Origin of the sequence: Nocardioides sp. Leaf285 (genome assembly GCF_001422955.1) — a bacterium.
GTDB classification, from domain to species: domain Bacteria; phylum Actinomycetota; class Actinomycetes; order Propionibacteriales; family Nocardioidaceae; genus Nocardioides; species Nocardioides kribbensis.
The window spans coordinates 109,480-128,561 of the sequence record NZ_LMNH01000001.1; the positions used below are offsets into that span (position 1 = coordinate 109,480).

15 protein-coding genes are annotated in these 19,082 nt (G+C 73.9%); 5 read left to right on the plus strand and 10 right to left on the minus strand.

Annotation, left to right across the window (positions count from 1 at the left end; all coding sequences use genetic code 11):
* Positions 1-21 precede the first annotated feature (21 nt).
* Entirely contained in the window at positions 22-726 is a 705-nt protein-coding gene (locus tag ASF47_RS00580; protein ID WP_056862108.1) for an ABC transporter ATP-binding protein, read from the minus strand.
* Between the two features lies 1 nt (position 727).
* Entirely contained in the window at positions 728-1,591 is an 864-nt protein-coding gene (locus ASF47_RS00585) for an ABC transporter ATP-binding protein (protein WP_056862109.1), read from the minus strand.
* A gap of 250 nt (positions 1,592-1,841) precedes the next feature.
* Between ASF47_RS00585 and ASF47_RS00590 the strand changes: the two genes are divergently transcribed.
* A complete protein-coding gene (locus ASF47_RS00590; RefSeq protein ID WP_082499870.1) occupies positions 1,842-3,134 on the plus strand; it encodes a PucR family transcriptional regulator in 1,293 nt (430 codons plus the stop codon).
* A gap of 1,332 nt (positions 3,135-4,466) precedes the next feature.
* Here ASF47_RS00590 and ASF47_RS00595 read toward each other — a convergent pair.
* The 7 genes from ASF47_RS00595 to ASF47_RS00625 all read right to left on the minus strand — a co-directional run bounded on the left by ASF47_RS00595 (position 4,467) and on the right by ASF47_RS00625 (position 11,557).
* Entirely contained in the window at positions 4,467-5,165 is a 699-nt protein-coding gene (locus tag ASF47_RS00595) for a hypothetical protein (RefSeq protein WP_056862110.1), read from the minus strand.
* 81 nt (positions 5,166-5,246) lie between these two features.
* Positions 5,247-6,185, minus strand: coding sequence for an alpha/beta hydrolase (locus ASF47_RS00600; protein WP_056862111.1), 939 nt, complete (start codon positions 6,183-6,185; stop codon positions 5,247-5,249).
* Positions 6,186-6,229: 44 nt separating this feature from the next.
* The gene (locus ASF47_RS00605) at positions 6,230-7,381 is read right to left on the minus strand and encodes an acyl-CoA dehydrogenase family protein (protein ID WP_056862112.1); all 1,152 of its coding nucleotides are present in this window, start codon (positions 7,379-7,381) and stop codon (positions 6,230-6,232) included.
* Between the two features lie 62 nt (positions 7,382-7,443).
* Positions 7,444-8,193: an SDR family oxidoreductase gene (locus ASF47_RS00610; RefSeq protein ID WP_056862113.1), complete on the minus strand. Its 750-nt coding sequence runs from the start codon at positions 8,191-8,193 to the stop codon at positions 7,444-7,446.
* 67 nt (positions 8,194-8,260) lie between these two features.
* Positions 8,261-9,214, minus strand: a complete 954-nt coding sequence (locus tag ASF47_RS00615; RefSeq protein ID WP_056862114.1) for a phosphatase PAP2 family protein — start codon at positions 9,212-9,214, stop codon at positions 8,261-8,263.
* 32 nt (positions 9,215-9,246) lie between these two features.
* On the minus strand, positions 9,247-10,386 hold the full coding sequence (locus ASF47_RS00620; protein ID WP_056862115.1) for an acyl-CoA dehydrogenase family protein: 1,140 nt from the start codon (positions 10,384-10,386) through the stop codon (positions 9,247-9,249).
* A gap of 19 nt (positions 10,387-10,405) precedes the next feature.
* Positions 10,406-11,557 (minus strand): acyl-CoA dehydrogenase family protein, encoded by a 1,152-nt coding sequence (locus tag ASF47_RS00625; RefSeq protein WP_056862116.1) that lies wholly within the window; start codon positions 11,555-11,557, stop codon positions 10,406-10,408.
* A 205-nt stretch (positions 11,558-11,762) separates the two neighbouring features.
* On the opposite strand from ASF47_RS00625, the gene mfd reads away from it, so the two are divergent.
* From mfd to ASF47_RS00640, 3 genes are read left to right on the plus strand one after another with little or no spacing between them, the layout of a single operon-like run.
* The gene (gene mfd, locus ASF47_RS00630) at positions 11,763-15,344 is read left to right on the plus strand and encodes a transcription-repair coupling factor (protein ID WP_056862117.1); all 3,582 of its coding nucleotides are present in this window, start codon (positions 11,763-11,765) and stop codon (positions 15,342-15,344) included.
* Complete coding sequence (locus ASF47_RS00635; RefSeq protein ID WP_056862118.1) at positions 15,341-16,015, plus strand: hypothetical protein; 675 nt, start codon at positions 15,341-15,343, stop codon at positions 16,013-16,015. The genes mfd and ASF47_RS00635 overlap by 4 nt, the downstream gene beginning before the upstream one ends.
* 2 nt (positions 16,016-16,017) lie before the next feature.
* Entirely contained in the window at positions 16,018-16,680 is a 663-nt protein-coding gene (locus ASF47_RS00640; RefSeq protein ID WP_056862119.1) for a MazG nucleotide pyrophosphohydrolase domain-containing protein, read from the plus strand.
* A 27-nt stretch (positions 16,681-16,707) separates the two neighbouring features.
* Here the strand turns inward: ASF47_RS00640 and ASF47_RS00645 are convergent, their stop codons facing one another.
* Complete coding sequence (locus ASF47_RS00645) at positions 16,708-17,541, minus strand: class I SAM-dependent methyltransferase (protein ID WP_056862120.1); 834 nt, start codon at positions 17,539-17,541, stop codon at positions 16,708-16,710.
* Between the two features lie 135 nt (positions 17,542-17,676).
* Here ASF47_RS00645 and eno point away from each other — a divergent pair, with 135 nt between their 5' ends.
* Positions 17,677-18,954, plus strand: a complete 1,278-nt coding sequence (eno, locus tag ASF47_RS00650; protein ID WP_056862121.1) for a phosphopyruvate hydratase — start codon at positions 17,677-17,679, stop codon at positions 18,952-18,954.
* Positions 18,955-19,082 lie beyond the last annotated feature (128 nt).

Here is a 19,082-nt window from a genome sequence, read left to right on the forward strand (position 1 = left end):
CTCTCCTTCTCGTCGCACGGGTCAGAACCCGAGGTAGGCGTGTCGGAGCTGGTCGTCGGCCGCCAGCGTGGCCGCGTCGTCGTCGGCCACCACACGGCCGAGGTTGAGCACGACGCCGTGGTCGGCGACCGACAGGGCGCTGCGGGCGTTCTGCTCCACGAGCAGCACGCTCAGCCCGTCGGACTGCACGAGCCCGCGCAGCAGGTCGAAGATCTGGGCGACGATGCGCGGGGCCAGGCCGAGGGAGGGCTCGTCGAGCAGCAGCATCCGGGGCCCGGCCATCAGCGCGCGGCCGATGACCAGCATCTGCCGCTCCCCGCCCGAGAGCGTGTGGGCCAGCGCCGCCCGACGGTCGCCGAGGATGGCGAAGAGGTCGTAGACGCGGTCGAGGTCGGCGGGCTGCACGCGGCGCCCGCGCCCCAGGCCCCCGAGGCGGAGGTTCTCCTCGATGGTCAGCTCGGTGATCACCCCGCGGCCCTCGGGCACGTGGGCCATGCCGAGCCCGGGCATCCGGTCGGCCGCGACCTTGCCCAGCCGCCTGCCCTCGAGCTCGATGGTGCCGGAGTCGGCGCGCTGCAGGCCCGAGACCGTGCGCAGCAGCGTGGTCTTGCCGGCGCCGTTGGCCCCGAGGACGGCGGTGATCTCGCCCTCGCGGGCGGTGAAGGAGACCTGCTGCAGCGCCTTGACGGGGCCGTAGCTGGTCGACAGCTCGTGGAGGGTCAGCACGTCAGCGACCTCCCTCGGTCGTCGCGGGCAGGGCGCCGGGGGCGTCCTCGTCGCCGACGACCTCGCCGAGGTAGGCGGCCAGCACGGCGGGGTCGTCGCGGACCTCGGCCGGTGTGCCGTGGGCGATGACGCGGCCGAAGTCGAGCACCGTGATCTCGTCGCAGACCCGCATGACCAGGTCTATGTGGTGCTCCACGAGCATCACCGACATCCGGTCGGTCAGGCTGCGCACCAGGTCTCCGAGCTCGTCCATCTCGTCGGCGGACAGCCCGCTGGCGGGCTCGTCGAGGAGCAGCAGCGTCGGCTCGGCGGCCAGCGCCCGGGCGAGGGCGACCCGCTTGCGCACGGGGTAGGGCAGGCTGGGCGGGTAGCGGTCGGCGTACGCCGCGATGCCGAGCTCCTCGAGCACGGCGCGGGCCCGCTCGCGCAGCTCACGCTCCTCGCGGGCCGCCCGGGGCAGGGCGAGCAACGAGCCCAGGAACCCCACGCTCGCGTGGCGGTCGGCGCCCACGACGACGTTGTCGAGCACGCTCATCCGGTCGAAGAGGCCGAGGCCCTGCAGCGTGCGGGCCATGCCGAGGCCGGCCAGCTGGTGGGCGTGCAGGCGGCCCAGCTCGCGACCCTCCCGCACGATCGTGCCGGTGTCGGGGGTGACGAAGCCGCACGCGACGTTGAAGAGGGTCGTCTTGCCGGCGCCGTTGGGGCCGATGACCCCCAGCACCTGGTGCGGACGGACGGCGAGGCCCACGCCCGAGAGGGCCGTGACGCCGCCGAAGGTGACGGTCACGTCGCGCAGCTCGAGCACGGGGCCGGTGGCCGAGGCGGCCCCGGGGGACGGCGCAGCGGGGGAGGAGGTCGCGGACATCGCGCCCTTTCGTCGGGGGGTCGGCGGGGGTCGTCGCAGGTCGGTCGCGGGTCGGTCGCGCGCGGCGGGGTGGCGCCGCGGGAGGACGGTGTCGACCAGGTCGAGGGTGGGGCCCCGGTGTGACGGCCACCACTTTGGTCGCAGCGCACAGGAAGTGCACTAGGCGCGGAGCACAAAGATCCTTGGATCCAACGCAGTGATCGGGGTAAAGGGCTGGTCAAGATTGTGCGCGGAGTGCGAACGTCGTCCCGTGTCCTCCTCTGGGCGACCCGGCGCCTCCTCCGGGGCGGCCGAGCGGGCCCCCGGCCGCCGGTCGGCGTGGCCGGCCCCCGACCCGGTCGGCTTCGACCGCGCCACGACGGCCGACGTACGTCGGGCCTGGCGGCTGCTGGTCGACGACGCCGACCGCATCGCCGACCAGATCACGCTGACCCTGCTCGAGCGCGACGCCGAGGTCTACGACCGCGTGGGGCCCGACCTGCGTCTCGACGTGCGCGAGAGCACCCGGATGCACATCCGGCGAGGGCTGGAGATCCTCAGCGGCAGCGGGCAGCCGGGGGGCGAGGGTGCGCGCGACGTGTGGCGGGAGACCGGCCGGCGGCGCGCCCGCCAGGGGGTGCCCCTGGAGGTCGTGCTGAACGCCTACACGCTCGGTGCGCGGGTGCTGTGGCAGGCGCTCGTGGAGCGCTCCTCGACCGGCCCCGCCCACCTGCGGGTCGACGACGCCGTGCTCCTTCTCGCCGGGCGGGGGGTCTGGGCCGACCTGGACATCCAGAACGCCGTGCTCATCGACGCCTACCGCCGAGAGGCGCGCCGGCTCCAGCGCCAGGACCTCCAGCGCCAGCAGACCGTGCTCGACGCGCTGCTCGAGGGCCGCGGCGCCGATCCCGACTTCGCCGGCGAGGCGCTCGCGGTGCTGGGCATCCGCGGCGACGCCGACCTCGCCTGCGTGGTCGCGCTCCAGGACGGCTCGCTCGACGACGCCCTCACGCTGGCCGAGGACGGCCTCGAGCGGCTCGGGGTCACCGCGGTGTGGCACGTGCGCGCCGGGGCCCACTTCGGCCTGCTCGCCGGCCCCCTGCCCGACGAGCCCGGGCTGGCGCAGGTCTTCGCGCCGCACGCGGCCGGTCGAGTCGGCGTCGCCGGCTGCCCCGACGGGATCGCCGGCTTCGCCGCCGCCTACCAGCTCGCCACCCGCGCCGCCGAGACCCTCCCGCGCGGCCGGCCCCAGGTGGTCTCGGTCTCCGAGCGACTCCCCGAGGTGCTGCTGGCGGGCAGCCCCCAGGTCGCGCCGCTGCTGCTGCGCGAGACCCTTGGCGACCTGCTGAACCAGCCCGAGGCCCAGCTCACGACCCTCGTCGACACCCTGCGCGCCCTGCTGCGCCACGACGGCTCCCCGACCCACGCCGCGGAGGAGCTCTTCTGCCACCGCAACACCGTCATCTACCGCCTCAAGCAGATCGAGGCGCTCACCGGCCGCCACCTCGCCAACCCCCGGGACAAGCTGATGCTCGAGCTCGCCCTGCTGGCCTACGACCGCTGACGACGTCGGTCCCCCCGGGTGCCCGAGCGGTCGAGGTCGCGGGCGACGGAGCGCCTGAGGCGGCGCACGGAGCGCCTGAGGCGGCGTGTGGTCCCGCCCTCGGTGGCGCGGCGGGTGACGTCGTCGCCCGGGTGTCGTGGCCGTCGCGGATCCGAGACGGCGTGCTGGTGCGCAGGGCGCGGTCGGTCTGCCGGTCGCCGTAGCGGGGCCCGCCCGGGGAGTGGCGGCGTACGACGGGTCGAGGGCCGCTGGAGGTGTCGTCTCCCGCCACTTCCGGTCGGTCGGTCGCCGTGCGCGCTGGCGACCCGTCACGCGGGGGCGCCTCGTGTTCCGGGGTGGGTCGCCCGGGGAGTGGCGGCGTACGACGGGTCGAGGGCCGCTGGAGGTGTCGTCTCCCGCCACTTCCGGTCGGTCGGTCACCGCGAGCGCTGCCGACCCCTCGCGCGGGGGCGCCTCGTGTCCCGGGGCGGGTCGTCCGGGGAGTGGCGGCGTACGACGGGTCGAGGGCCGCTGGAGGTGTCGTCTCCCGCCACTTCCGGTCGGTCGGTCGCCGCGCGCGCTGCCGACCCGTCACGCGGGGGCGCCTCGCATCTCGGGGCGGGTCGTCCGGGGAGTGGCGGCGTACGACGGGTCGAGGGCCGCTGGAGGTGTCGTCTCCCGCCGGGGCGGGTCGTCCGGGGAGTGGCGGCGTACGACGGGTCGAGGGCCGCTGGAGGTGTCGTCTCCCGCCACTCCCGGTCGGTCGGTCGCCGCGCGCGCTGCCGACCCCTCGCGCGGGGGCGCCTCGCGTCTCGGGGTGGGTCGCTGGGGGAGTGGCGGCGTACGACGGGTCGAGGGCCGCTGGAGGTGTCGTCTCCCGCCACTCCCGGTCGGTCGGTCGCCGCGCGCGCTGCCGACCCGTCACGCGGGGGCGCCTCGCATCTCGGGGCGGGTCGTCCGGGGAGTGGCGGCGTACGACGGGTCGAGGGCCGCTGGAGGTGTCGTCTCCCGCCACTCCCGGTCGGTCGGTCGCCGCGCGCGCTGCCGACCCGTCACGCGGGGGCGCCTCGCATCTCGGGGCGGGTCGTCCGGGGAGTGGCGGCGTACGACGGGTCGAGGGCCGCTGGAGGTGTCGTCTCCCGCCACTCCCGGTCGGTCGGTCGCCGCGCGCGCTGGAGACCCGTCACGCGGGGGCGACTCGTGTCCCGGGGCGGGTCGCTGGGGGAGTGGCGGCGTGCGACGGGTCGAGGGCCGCTGGAGGTGTCGTCTCCCGCCACTTCCGGTCGGTCGGTCACCGACGCCGACCCACGGGCCGGTCGCCGGGCGGCACCGACGGCTGGGTGGAGCGGCTGGTCAGGCGGCGGTGAGGGAGTCGACGACCAGGTCGGTGAGCTCGTCGCTGGTCGTCTCGGTGCCGGCGGTGACGGTGATGGTCACGAGCTGCCCGTCGACGTCGACGGCCAGGGCCTGCGAGCGCACCTGGCCGCCCCCGGCCTCCAGGGTGTAGGCGACACGGAGGGCGTCGCCGGCACCGGTCTCGACGGCCTCGATCGAGGTGATGGTGGCGCCGATCTGCCTCAGCTCGGCCCGCGCGGCGGACTCGGTGGGGAGGGCCCCGGGGACGTGCACGACGTTGAGGTTGGTCAGGACACCCGCGTCACGCTCGCCGTCGCTGGTGACGATGAGGTCCATCTGGGCGAAGGTCTGCACGGCCTGCTCGGGGGTGACGCCGAGGCGCTCGGCGAGGTCCTGGACGACCGGGTCTTCGGTGGCGTCGTCGCCGGAGAAGGCCTCGGCCGCGTCGACCGTCACCCACGACCCGGGTACGTCGAAGGCGACCTGGTCGGTCGCGACCTCCTGCGTGTCGGTCTCGGTGTCGGTGTCGGGCTCCGAGGTCTCCGACGGCTCCGAGGCGGACGCCGAGGGCGACGACGCGGCGGAGGTCTCCGGGGAGCTCTCGGAGGGGCCGTCGGCCGAGTCGTCGGAGGAGCAGCCGGTGGCGACGAGGGCGAGGCACAGGGCGACGGGGGCGAGGAGCGGGCGCAGGCGCATGGCGTGACGCTACCCGCCGGCGCTCACGCCTGGGCCGCTCCTCCCCGCTCGGGCCGCACAGCTCTGCTCGGCCCTCCCTGGTCAGCGGTGCAGCAGCCCCCGGAAGAGCGCGAGCGACTCGTCCACCGCGGCCTGGGCCGCGGCGGAGTGGCGTCCCATGTCGACGAAGCCGTGGATGAGGCCGGGGAAGACGCGGTGCTCGACCGGCACGCCGGCCGCGGCCAGGGCCTCGGCGTAGGCGTTGCCGTCGTCGCGCAGCGGGTCGAACTCGGCGGTGACGACGACGGCGGGGGGCAGCCCCGCCTTGTCGCCGAGCATGGGGGAGAAGCGCGGCGACCCGACCACCTCACCCCCGCCCGAGCCGACGTAGTGCGCCCCGAACCACAGCATGGTGGCCTGGTCGAGGAAGTAGCCCTCGGCGTTCTCGGTGGTGGAGGGGTAGCTGCCGGCCAGGTCGGTGGCGGGGTAGAAGAGCAGCTGCGCGTCGAGCGGACGACCCTCGTCGCGCATCACCTGGGTGACGACCGCCGACAGGTTGCCCCCGGCGGAGTCGCCGGTGACGGCCAGCACGTCGTTGCCGCCGAGGTCGGCGAGGTGCTCGGCGGCCCACCGGGTGGCGGCGACGGCGTCGTCGACCGCTGCGGGGAAGGGGTGCTCGGGGGCGAGGCGGTAGTCGACGGAGACCACGACCGCGCGGCACACGTCGGCGACGCAGCGGGCGTAGAGGTCGTGGGTGTCGAGGTCGCCGACGACGAAGCCCCCTCCGTGCAGCAGCACCACGGTGGGGAGCGGGCCGTCGGAGGCCGGGCGGTATACCCGGGCGGGCCGCGGGCCGTCGCCGCCCGGGACCTCGACGTCCTCGACCCGCTCGACCTCCGGGAGCACCGCGGGGTCGCGCAGGTCGACGGCGAGGGTGCGGAAGCCGTGGCGCGCCTGCTCGGCGGTGCCCTCCGACATCGACGGCGCGCCGGAGTCGGCGAGGAACTGCAGCAGGGTGGCCAGCTGGGGGTCGAGCGGCACGGAGGGTGCTCCTGTCAGGGGTGGAGGGTGTGCGGCGGGAGGGGTCAGACGAAGGCGTTGATGCCGGTCTCGGCGCGGCCGATGAGCAGCTTCTGGATCTGGCTGGTGCCTTCGTAGAGCGTCATGACCCGGGCGTCGCGCAGGTACTTCGCGCCGGGGTACTCGTCGACGTAGCCCGCGCCGCCGTGCACCTGGATGCAGTTGTTGGCCGCTCGCACCGCGGCCTCGGAGGCGAACAGCTTGGCCTTGGAGGCGGCGGTGCCGAAGGGCTCGCCCCGGTCGATGAGGTCGGCGCAGCGCCACACCAGCAGGCGCGCGGCGTCGGCGTCGAGGGAGATGTCGGCGATCATGTCCTGCACCAGCTGGAAGCCCGCGATGGGCTTGCCGAACTGGGTGCGGTTGAGGGCGTAGTCGACGCTGGTCTCCAGGCACCCCTGCACGATGCCGACGCAGCCGGCGGCGACCGCGAGCCGTCCCTTGTCGAGGGTGCTCATGGCGATCTTGAAGCCCTTGCCGACCTCGCCGAGCACGGCCGAGGCCGGCACGCGCACGTCGGAGAGGAACAGCTCGGCCGTGGCCTGGCCGCGCAGCCCGAGCTTGCCCTTGATCTCGCGGGCCTCGAAGCCGGGGGTGTCGGTGGGCACCAGGAACGCCGTGACCCCGCGGGGTCCGTCGTCGCTGGTGCGGGCGAAGACGAGGGCGACGTCGGCCCAGGTGCCGTTGGTGATGAACAGCTTCTGGCCGTTGAGGACGTAGTCGTCGCCGTCCTTGACCGCGCGCGAGGTCAGGTTGCCGGCGTCGGAGCCGGTGCCGGGCTCGGTGAGCCCGAAGCAGCCCAGCTTCGAGGCGGTGGCCAGCTGCGGCAGCCACTCCTGCTTCTGCTCCTCGCTGCCGAAGAACAGGATCGACTTGCCGACCAGGCCGCTGCTGACCGAGACGATGCCCCGCAGGGCGGAGTCGGCGCGGCCGAGCTCCTCCATGGCGATGGCGTAGGTGACGTAGTCGCCGCCCAGCCCGCCGTACTCCTCGGGGATGGTCAGGCCGAAGAAGCCGAGCTCGGCCATCTTCGGCACGATCGCGAGGTCGACCGACTCGTCGCGGTCCCACTGGATGCGGTGGGGCACGGCCTCCTTGTCGAGGAAGGCCCGCGCGGTGTCGCGGAAGCTCTGCTGCTCGTCGCTCAGGGAGAGGTCCATGACCTCATCCTGACCCACGGGTGGTCGCCGTCACAGTCCCGGTCCCGGCGGGCGGACCGGGCTCAGCGGTGGGCGAGGGTGACGCCGCCGTCGAGCACGACGGTCTGCCCGGTCAGCCAGGAGGCCTCCTCGGAGAGCAGGAACGCCACGGCGCCCGCGACGTCGTCGGGCACACCGAGGCGGCGCAGCGGGTACGTCGCGGCGACCTCCTCCTCGCGGCCCTCGAAGAGGGCCTCGGCGAAGCGGGTCTTCACGACCGCGGGGGCGACCGCGTTGACCCGCACCGACGAGCCGAGCTCGACGGCGAGGTCCTTGGTCAGGTGGATGAGCATCGCCTTGCTCGCGCCGTACATCGCGATGCCCGGGGCGCTGCTGACGCCCGCGACCGAGGCGACGTTGACCACCGCACCGCCGTGCTCGCCCATCCAGGCGCGGTGGGCGACCTGCACCCAGCCGAGGGCGGCGACCACGTTGACGTCCACGATCTTGCGGGCGGCGTCGAGGTCGAGCGCCATCAGCGGGCCGTAGGCGGGGTTGATGCCGGTGTTGTTGACCAGCAGGTCGACGCTGCCGAAGGTCTCGAGGGTGCGGGCCACCGCCTCGTCGCGGTGCGCGGCGTCACCGGCGTTGCCGGCCACGCCGATCGCGTGGTCGGGGCCGCCGAGGCTCGCGACGGCCTCCTCGAGCGCCTCGGGCTTGCGGGCGGTGACGCAGACCCGCGCCCCCTCCGCGACCAGCCGCTGGGCCACGGCCAGGCCGATGCCGCGACTGGCGCCGGTGACGACGGCGGTCCTGCCCTGGAGTCCTCGCACGGTGGTGCCTCTCGTGTGTCTCGGTCGGTGGTGTGGGTCAGTCGGGTGTGGGTCAGGCGGGTGGGGGTCAGGCTGGGGTGGGGCGCTCGTGGCGGCGCTCCCACCAGGTGGAGCCGGCGAGCACCAGGCCCGCCAGCAGCCCGCCGGCGACCACGTCGACGACGTAGTGCTCGGCGTAGTAGACCAGGGCCACCGACATCAGCAGCGGGTAGAGCAGCAGCAGCCAGCGCCAGCGGGTGCGCAGGTGGCCCACGCCGTAGAGCGCGACGAGGAACGTGATGCCCGCGTGCAGCGAGGGCATGGCGGCGACCGGGTTGCCGACACCCTGGAGCACCAGGTCGAAGCGGCCCAGGCCCAGGTCGGCCCACCCGCGGCCGGTGATCCGGGTGACCTCGCCGAGGTAGCCCTGCTCGGAGGCCATCCACGGCGGGGCCATCGGGTAGACGACGTAGATGACCAGGGCGCCGAAGTTGATGGCCAGGAAGCGGCGCATCCAGCGCACCCACTGGGTGCGGTTGCGCACCCACAGCACGGCCGCGATGGTCAGGCCGGTGAGGAAGTGGGAGGCGTAGACGGTGGTCAGGACGACGTCGTACCACCGGGGCGGGCTCTCGCGCAGGCACGGGTCGCCGCACCACGCGTCCTGGAGGCGCTCGGTGGGCGTGACGCCCCCGCCGAGCCACTCGTCGACGGTGATCGGCATCCGCACGTGCACCGGGAGGCCGAGCTCGTCGGTGAGGCCGCGGCTGTAGAAGTAGACGACCAGGCCGATGACCGGCAGCGACCAGTCGCGCAGGAACAGCAGGTGGTAGCGCCACGGGGCCTGCACGTTCCACGCGATCGTGCCGAGCCACAGCCACACGAACACCTGGACGGTGTCGTTGGGGATGCCGAGCAGCTCGCTCCACAGCACCAGCAGCACGGCGTAGACCGCCATGGCCAGGGCCCGGGGGCCCCGGCTCGTGGTCGGCGGCAGGCCCGGGGGTGCCGAGCGGGTGGTGTCCTCGGCGGTGCCCGTCATGGGAGGGATCCTAAGGACCCCTCCCACCGGTGTCAGGGAAGCGGGTCGATCGAGCCGTAGTCGCCGATGCCGCCGGCCAGGGCGGAGAGGTGGTGCTGGCCGTCGCCGAGGAGCCGCTCGAGGGCGGTGAGGACCGAGACGTAGCTGCCCACGGAGTACTCCGCGGTCATCCCGATGCCCCCGTGCAGCTGGATCGCCTCCTGACCGACGTGGCGGCTGGCCCGGCTCACCTGGAGCGAGGCCCGGTGGGCGGCGTCACGGGTGGCCTCGGCGTCGCCGGTGGCCAGCACCATGGTGGCCCACTGGGTCAGGCTCGTGGCCAGCTCCAGGGAGACGTACATGTCGGCGGCGCGGAAGTTGAGCGCCTGGAAGGTGTTGAGCGGCACGCCGAACTGCTTGCGGCTCTTGAGGTACTCCGTGGTGGTGCGCAGCGCCACCTCCATCGCGCCGACGGCCTGGTTGCAGGCCATGATCCGGCCGATGTCCTGGACCGTGGCGATGCTGGCGGTGACGTCGCGACCCGCCTCGCCCAGCGGCGTCGCGGCGGTGCCGGAGAACGTCACCTTGGCAGCGCGGCCGCCGTCGTAGGTGGGGTAGTCGGTGCGCTCGGCGGCCGAGCCCTCGACGAGGAAGAGGCCGGTGCCGCCGTCGGGCAGCGCGGCGCTCACCACGAGCAGGTCGGCGCGCGCGCCGTGGACGACCGGCTCCTTGACGCCGCTCAGCGTCCAGGAGCCGCCTTCCTCGGTGGCGGTGACCGCGGTGGCCGAGGGGCTCCAGCGCGAGCCGGGCTCGTCGTGGGCCAGCGCCAGCACGCTCTCGCCGGCGCTCAGCGCGCCGAGCACCTCGCCGCGCTGCTCGGTGGTGCCGACCGCGGAGACCAGCCCGCCGGCGAGCACGACGCTGGTGAGGTAGGGCTCAGGGGCGATGACGCGGCCGAGCTCCTGGGCCACGATCGAGATCTCGACCGGCCCGGCGCCGACCCCGCCGTCGTCCTCGCTGAAGGGCAGGCCCAGCACGCCCATCTCGGCCAGCTGGGTCCAGACCTTCTCCGAGAAGCCCGGGTCGGCCTTGGTGGTCTGGCGGCGCTGCTCGAAGTCGGAGTAGGCCCGGCCGACCAGTCCGCGCACCGCGTCGCGCAGGGCGTCCTGCTCGTCGTCGTAGGTGAAGTCCATGATGAGTCTCCTGCCCGGCTCAGAGGCCGAGGATCGTGCGGGAAATGATCTGGCGCTGGATCTCGTTCGAGCCGCCGTAGATGGAGGCCTTGCGCAGGTTGAGGTACGACGGGGTCGCGTGGCGCGCCCAGTCGGGCAGGGCGCTGTCGTCGCCCGCGCCCGACGCCAGCGACCCGGGCCCGGCGAGGTCGACGAGCAGCTCGCTCACGGCCTGCTGCAGCTCGGTGCCCTTGAGCTTGAGCACGGAGCTCGCCGGGTGGGGCTCGCTGCCGGCGGAGTGGGCGACCACGCGCAGGGCGGTGAGCTCGAGGGCGAGCAGCTCGTTCTCCAGCTCGGCGATGCGGGCCGCGGTCAGCGGGTCGTGGGCCTGCTCGCCGGCCAGCTCCTTGGCCCGGGCCAGGCGGCGCTTGGTGGAGCCCACGGGGGCCACGCCGACGCGCTCGTTGCCGAGCAGGAACTTGGCCATCGTCCAGCCCTGCCCGGGCTCGCCGACGAGGTTCTCGCCCGGCACGCGCACGTCGCTGAACCACACCTCGTTGACCTCGTGGCCGCCGTCGATGAGCTCGATGGGCCGCACCTCGACGCCGGGGGAGGTCATGTCGATGAGGAGCATCGAGATGCCCTTCTGCTTCTTCACCTCCGGGTCGGTGCGCACGAGGGTGAAGATCCAGTCGCCGTACTGCCCCAGCGTGGTCCAGGTCTTCTGGCCGTTGACGACCCAGTCGTCGCCGTCGCGGACCGCGGTGGTGCGCAGGCCGGCGAGGTCGGAGCCGGCGTCGGGCTCGGAGAAGCCCTGGCTCCACCAGATGTCGAGGTTGGCGGTCTTGGCCAGGAAGCGCTCCTTGATCTCCTGGCTGCCGAACTGCGCGATGACCGGACCGATCATCGAGGCGTTGAAGGCCAGCGGCGGCGGCACCGCGGCGGCCTGCATCTCCTCGTTCCAGATGTGGCGCTGGATCTGGCTCCAGCCACGACCGCCCCACTCCTCGGGCCAGTGCGGCACGGCCAGGCCGGCCGCGTTGAGCGTCTGGTGGGCCTCCACGATCTGCTCGCGGGTGAGCTCGTGGCCCGCCGCCACCGCGTCGCGGATCTCCTGGGAGACCTTGGTGGTGAAGAAGTCGCGCATCTCCGCGCGGAACTCCTGCTCCTCGGCCGTCAGCTGCAGCTCCATGTCACGCCTCTCGTCGCGGCCCCTGCGGGGCCGGTGCTGTGGTGCCGATCTCATCATGGCCTCCCGGTGGTTGCCCGCCCCCACCCGTCCGGGCCGCAGACGATCCCGTCGTCGGTGGTGCGACCTAGACTGGGCCGGTCACCACCCCCTGTCGTCTCGACCGGGGGCCGTCGTCGTGGGTGACGCCCGTCAGTCGAGGAGCCTCGTGACCACCACCGTCCTTCCCCCCGCCCCGTCGACCAGCCCCGCGGTCACGGCGCTGGCGCGGGCCGTGCTCGCCGACGCCACGCTGTCCGAGGTGCTGGCCGACGCCGCCGGCGGCGCCGTGCGTGCGCTCGACCTCACCGGGCCGGAGGCGCTGCGGCCCTTCGTGGTGGCGGGCCTGGTGGCCCAGGGCCGCACGGTGCTGGCCGTGACCGCGACCGCCCGCGAGGCCGAGGACCTGGTCGGGGCGCTCGGCGACCTCGTCGACCCCGCGACGGTGGCCTACTACCCCAGCTGGGAGACGTTGCCCCACGAGCGGCTCAGCCCGCGCAGCGACACCGTCGGGCGCCGCCTCGCGGTGCTGCGCCGCCTGCGTCACCCCGGCACCGACGCCTCCAACGGACCGCTCAAGGTGGTCGTGGCCCCGGTGCGCTCGGTGCTCCAGCCGCAGGTCGCGGGCCTCGCCGACCTCGAGCCCGTCGAGCTGGTCAGCGGCGAGGCCGCCGGCCTCGACGACGTGGTGCGGCGCCTGGCCGACGCGGCCTACAGCCGGGTCGACCTGGTCGAGAAGCGCGGCGAGTTCGCCGTGCGCGGCGGCATCGTCGACGTCTTCCCGCCGACCGAGGAGCACCCGCTGCGCGTGGAGTTCTGGGGCGACGACGTCGAGGAGATCCGCAGCTTCTCCGTCGCCGACCAGCGCACCCTCGAGAAGGTCGAGCGGCTCTGGGCGCCGCCGTGCCGCGAGCTGCTGCTCACCGACGCCGTGCGCGAGCGGGCCGCCGAGCTGGGCCGCAGCCACCCGCAGCTGCTGGAGCTGACCGACAAGATCGCCGCCGGCATCGCGGTGGAGGGCATGGAGTCGCTGGCCCCGGTGCTGGTCGACGAGATGGAGCTGCTGGTCGACCTGATGCCGGCCGACACCCACGTGCTGGTGCTCGACCCCGAGCGGGCGCGCCGCCGCGCCCACGACCTGGTCGCGACCAGCGAGGAGTTCCTCGGCGCGAGCTGGGCCGCCGCGGCCGGCGGGGGCACCGCCCCGGTCGACCTGGGCGCTGCGTCGTACCAGGACCTGGCCGAGGTGAGGCTGACCAGCCTCGAGCAGCGCAAGCCGTGGTGGACGATGAGCCCCTTCGGCATCGCCGACGACGCCGAGACCGCCACCGGCATGAGCGCCAGCGACGCCGGCGTGCCGACCCGGGCCCTGCCGGCCCACCCGGTCGACGCCTACCGCGGCGACGTCGAGAAGGCCATCACCGACCTCGAGGGCTGGCGGACCGCGGGCTTCCGCACCGTCGTGGTGCACGTCGGGCACGGTCCGGCCAACCGCATGGTCGAGGCCCTCGGCGAGCACGACGTGCCCGCGCGGCTCGACGGTGAGCTGGGCCCCGACGTCGTGACCGTCACCTGCGGCTCGCTGACCCAGGGCTTCGTCGACGAGACCAACCGCCTCGTGCTGCTGACCGGGGAGGACATCTCGGGGCAGAAGTCCTCCACGCGCGACATGCGCAAGATGCCGGCGCGGCGCAAGAAGCAGATCGACCCCCTCGAGCTCAAGGCCGGCGACTTCGTCGTGCACGAGCAGCACGGCGTGGGCCGCTTCATCGAGATGAAGCAGCGCGAGGCCGGGGGAGCGGTGCGCGAGTACCTCGTGCTCGAGTACGGCGCCTCCAAGCGCGGGGGTCCGGCCGACCGGCTCTACGTGCCCGCCGACGCCCTCGACCAGGTCACCCGCTACGTCGGCGGCGAGCAGCCCAGCCTCGACCGGCTCGGCGGCGCCGACTGGTCCAAGCGCAAGAGCCGCGCCCGCAAGGCCGTGCGCGAGATCGCCGCCGAGCTGATCAAGCTCTACGCCGCGCGCCAGGCCACCAAGGGCCACGCCTTCGGCCCCGACACCCCCTGGCAGCGCGAGCTCGAGGACGCCTTCCCCTTCCAGGAGACCGTCGACCAGCTGACCACGGTCGACGAGGTCAAGGCCGACATGCGCCAGGTCGTGCCCATGGACCGGCTGGTCTGCGGCGACGTGGGCTACGGCAAGACCGAGATCGCGGTGCGGGCGGCCTTCAAGGCCGTGCAGGACGGCAAGCAGGTCGCCGTGCTGGTGCCGACCACGCTGCTGGTCACCCAGCACCTGTCGACCTTCGCCGAGCGGATGAGCGGCTTCCCGGTCGTGCTGCGGGCGCTGAGCCGCTTCCAGAGCGACAAGGAGGCGGCCGAGGTGATGAAGGGGATGGCCGACGGCTCGATCGACATCGTCGTCGGCACCCACCGCCTGCTCAACCGCGACGTGCGCTTCAAGGACCTCGGCCTGATCATCGTCGACGAGGAGCAGCGCTTCGGTGTCGAGCACAAGGAGCAGATGAAGCGGCTGCGCACCTCGGTCGACGTCCTCTCCATGTCGGCCACGCCGATCCCGCGCACCCTGGAGATGGCGATCACCGGCATCCGGGAGATGTCGACCATCACCACCCCGCCCGAGGAGCGCCACCCCGTGCTGACCTACGTCGGCGCCTACGAGGACCGCCAGGTGGTGGCGGCCGTGCGCCGCGAGCTGCTGCGCGAGGGCCAGGTCTTCTACATCCACAACCGGGTGCAGTCGATCGAGAAGGCCGCCGCGCGCATCCGCGAGCTGGTGCCCGAGGCGCGCGTGGCCACCGCCCACGGGCAGATGGGGGAGAAGCAGCTCGAGCAGGTGATGCTCGACTTCTGGGAGAAGCGCTTCGACGTGCTGGTGTGCACGACCCTGGTGGAGTCGGGCCTCGACGTCTCCAACGCCAACACCATGATCATCGAGCGCTCCGACACCCTGGGCCTCTCCCAGCTGCACCAGCTGCGCGGGCGCGTGGGCCGCTCCCGCGAGCGGGCCTACGCCTACTTCCTCTACCCCGCGGAGAAACCGCTCACCGAGACCGCCCACGAGCGGCTGGCCACGCTGGCCCAGCACTCCGACCTGGGCGGCGGCATGGCGATCGCGATGAAGGACCTGGAGATCCGCGGCGCCGGCAACCTGCTGGGCGGGGAGCAGTCGGGCCACATCGCCGACGTCGGCTTCGACCTCTACGTGCGCCTGGTCGGCGAGGCCGTCCACGAGTTCAAGGGCGAGGGCGAGCCGGAGCTCGACGAGGTGCGCATCGAGCTGCCCGTCGACGCCCACCTGCCCCACGACTACATCCCCAGCGAGCGCCTGCGCCTGGAGATCTACAAGCGCCTGGCCGAGGTGCGCACCGACGAGGACGTCGACGCCATCAACGAGGAGCTGCTCGACCGCTACGGCGAGCCGCCGGTCGTGGTCGTGTCGCTGCTGCTGGTGGCCCGCTTCCGCGCCCGGGCCCGCCAGGCCGGCGTGGGCGAGGTGACGGTCGCCGGCAAGAACGTCCGCTTCGCGCCGGTGAGCCTCCCGGAGTCGCGAGTGGTGCGGCTGATGCGGATGTATCCGAAGGCCATCGTCAAGACCGGGGTCGACACCATCCTCGTGCCGCGGCCGCAGACGGCGGTCGTGGGTGGCAAGCCCATCGACGGGATCGCCCTGCTTGAATGGGCCCGCAGTGTGATCGACGCCATCATCGACCCGCGGGAGTCCACGTGAAGATCGTCCGCCCGGCAGCCGGTCTGGCCGCCGTCGTCCTCCTCGGCTCGGGGCTCGCGGGCTGCGGGGTCGCCGACACCTCGATCCGTCCGGGTGTCGCCGCGACGGTCGGCGACGAGGACATCACGCTGAGCGAGGTCGACACCTTCGCCGCCGACACCTGCGAGCTGCTGGAGTCCAACGAGGGCCAGGCCCCGATCGCCGGTGCCGCCTTCCGCGACCAGGTGCTCTACAGCCTGGTGCTGGGCTCGATGGCCGAGCAGATCGGCGCCGACTACGACGTGGACGTCGCGGCCGCGCGCCGCCAGGTCGAGCAGACCACCCGGGAGGGGCTGACCGGCGCCGACCCCGACCTGGTCGACGACGTGCTGCCCGTCTTCGCCGGGCCCGACCTCTTCACCGCCGTGCTCAACAGCGCGGTGACGTCGCAGGTGGAGGAGGGCACCAGCGGCGAGGAGGCCCAGGCCGCGGCCACCGGGCTGGTGCAGCAGTGGCAGGACGAGAACGGCGTGGAGACCAACCCCCGCTTCGCCTCGATCGACGTGGCCAGCCAGGAGGCCGGCACCGTGCCCGAGCTCTCGGTCGCCGTCGGGGAGGCCGCCACCGCGCTCGACGGGGAGCTGACCCCGGAGCAGGTCGCCGCCCTGCCCGCGTCGCAGCGCTGCGGCTGAGCGTGGCGGGCGCCGGGGAGCCCGGTCGGGAGGGGAGCGGGCAGGAGCCGCTGCTCGTCTTCCGCACGATGATGCGACGCCTGCGCGCCGAGTGCCCCTGGAAGCGCGAGCAGACCCACCGCTCGCTGTCGCGCTACCTGCTCGAGGAGGCCCACGAGACCCTCGAGGCCGTCGACGCGCTCGCGGCGGCCGAGGACGCCGGCGACCCCCGGCGTCGCGACGCGGCCGCCTCCCACCTGCGCGAGGAGCTCGGCGACCTGCTGCTGCAGGTCTACTTCCACGCCGCGGTGGCCGAGGAGCACGGCGACTTCGACCTCGACGACGTGGCCTCCGGCCTGGCCGAGAAGATGGTGCGGCGCAACCCGCACGTCTTCGGCCCCGACCCGGTCGCCCACGACGACGCGACGTCGGTCGACGACGCGTGGCAGCGGATCAAGGCCGAGGAGAGGCCGCGCGCCGCGCTGCTCGACGGCGTGCCCGCCACGCTGCCCGCCCTGCTGCTGGCCGACAAGGCCCTCGACCGGCTGGCCCGGGCGGGCCGACCGGTCGAGGACCTCGACCCCGACGACCTCGGCGACCGGCTGCTGGGCCTGGTCGCGGAGGCCCGCGCCGCCGGCGCCGACCCCGAGCAGGCGCTGCGCGACGCGGTGCGACGGCGGGTCTGAGCCGGCCCGGGCGGGTCCGGGGTCGGCTCAGGGGCGGGCGAGGGTGTAGCGCACCACCAGGTGCAGGTGGAGCCGGCCGTCGTCGCCGCGGGTGCCCTCGAGCACCTCGCCGATGCGCTCGAGGATCTCGGGGTGCTCCTCGACGGGGCTGCGCATCCACACGTCGGTGAGCCACGTGGTCAGCGACCAGCGCCGCCAGTGGTCGAGGTCGTCGAAGACCAGGTCGTGGGTGAGCGTGGCGTGCTCCACGTCGCTCCAGCCGGCGCCGGTGAGGAAGTCGGTGACCTCCTGGTCCTCGTCGACCTCGGGGGCCTGGGTCATGCTGCGCCGGCCGGTGCGGTGGGCGTGGTCGTCGAACACGTCGAGCACCGCCCGCCACGCCGGCGGCCAGGTGCCGAAGGTCGTGAACCCGGCGCGCCCGCCGGGCCGCACCAGCCGGCGCCACGCGGTGAGCGCGACGTCGGGCTCGGGCAGGAAGAAGAGCAGCAGCGAGGAGGCGAGCACGTCGTACGACGACTCCTCCAGCGGCGGCTCGACCGCGTCGCCGAGCACGACCTCGACCTGGGAGGCGCCGCGCTGCCGGGCCTCGCCGGCGGTCAGCTCGACCATGCTCGGCGCCAGGTCGAGGGCGTCGACGTGGCCCTCGGCGCCGACGGCCTCGGCCAGCGGGAAGGTGACGGCGCCGCGGGCGCACCCCAGGTCGACGGCCCGCTCCCCGGCCTGCGGGGCGAGACGGCGCACCAGCTCGGCGCCGACCGGTCCGCTGAAGGCGACGTCGGAGGTGTCGTAGGTGTCGGCGAGGCCCTCGAAGAGGGCGGTCACCTGGCGGATGCGGGTCTCGGGCGGGGGCAGGGGCTCCATGCGCACCGATCCTGCCCGGCGAGCGGGCGGGGCGGCTCACCCGAGACGACGGGGTCGCAGGGTCGGCGCGGGGTGCCGGGTCCCCTAGGCTGGCCGGGCCCTCACCCGAGACACCTCTGCACCAGGAGCAAGCCAGTGGCATCCATCGAAGCAGTCGGCGCCCGCGAGATCCTCGACTCCCGCGGCAACCCCACCGTCGAGGTCGAGGTCCTCCTCGACGACGGCACCTTCGCCCGGGCGATGGTGCCCAGCGGCGCCTCCACGGGCGCGTTCGAGGCCGTCGAGCTGCGCGACGGCGGCGACCGCTACCTCGGCAAGGGCGTCGAGAACGCCGTGCGCGGCGTCGTGGAGAAGATCGGCCCGGCCGTGGAGGGCCTCGACGCCGACGACCAGCGCCTGGTCGACCAGGTCATGCTCGACCTCGACGCCACCCCCAACAAGGCCGAGCTCGGCGCCAACGCGATCCTCGGCGTCTCGCTGGCCGTGGCCCGCGCGGCGGCCGACTCCGCGGGCCTCCCGCTCTACCGCTACGTCGGCGGCCCCAACGCCCACGTGCTGCCGGTGCCGATGATGAACATCCTCAACGGCGGCTCCCACGCCGACTCCAACGTCGACATCCAGGAGTTCATGATCGCGCCAATCGGCGCTCCGACCTTCCGCGAGGCGCTGCGCCAGGGCGCGGAGGTCTACCACGCGCTCAAGGCGGTGCTGAAGAAGAAGGGCCTGGCCACGGGCCTGGGCGACGAGGGCGGCTTCGCCCCGAACCTCGACTCCAACCGCGCCGCGCTGGACCTCATCGCCGAGGCCGTCGCCGCGACCGGCCTGACCCTGGGCACCGACATCGCCCTGGCCATGGACGTCGCGGCCAGCGAGTTCTGCACCGACGGCACCTACGCCTTCGAGGGCGGCTCCAAGACCGCCGCCGAGATGGTGGCCTACTACGCCGAGCTGTGCGAGGCCTACCCGATCGTCTCCATCGAGGACCCCCTCGACGAGGACGACTGGGAGGGCTGGAAGGCCATGACCGACCAGCTCGGCTCGACGATCCAGATCGTCGGCGACGACCTCTTCGTCACCAACGTCGAGCGCCTCCAGCGCGGCATCTCCGGCGGCCAGGCCAACGCGCTGCTGGTGAAGGTCAACCAGATCGGCTCGCTGACCGAGACCCTCGACTCCGTCGAGCTGGCCCACCGCAACGGCTACCGCTGCATGATGAGCCACCGCTCGGGCGAGACCGAGGACACCACCATCGCCGACCTCGCCGTGGCCACCAACTGCGGCCAGATCAAGACCGGCGCCCCGGCCCGCTCCGAGCGCGTCGCGAAGTACAACCAGCTGCTGCGCATCGAGGACGAGCTCGGCGACGCCGCGCGCTACGCCGGTGTGTCGGCGTTCCCGCGGTACACCGCGTAGGGGACCCTAGGAGGCATGGCCGACAAGCGACGCACCCCCGCGCGGGGGGCCGCCTCCCGGCCGGGAGCCCGGGGCCGGTCAGGCCCCGGGCGTCCCGCGGGCGGCCCGCGGACCCGTGCCCCCCTGGC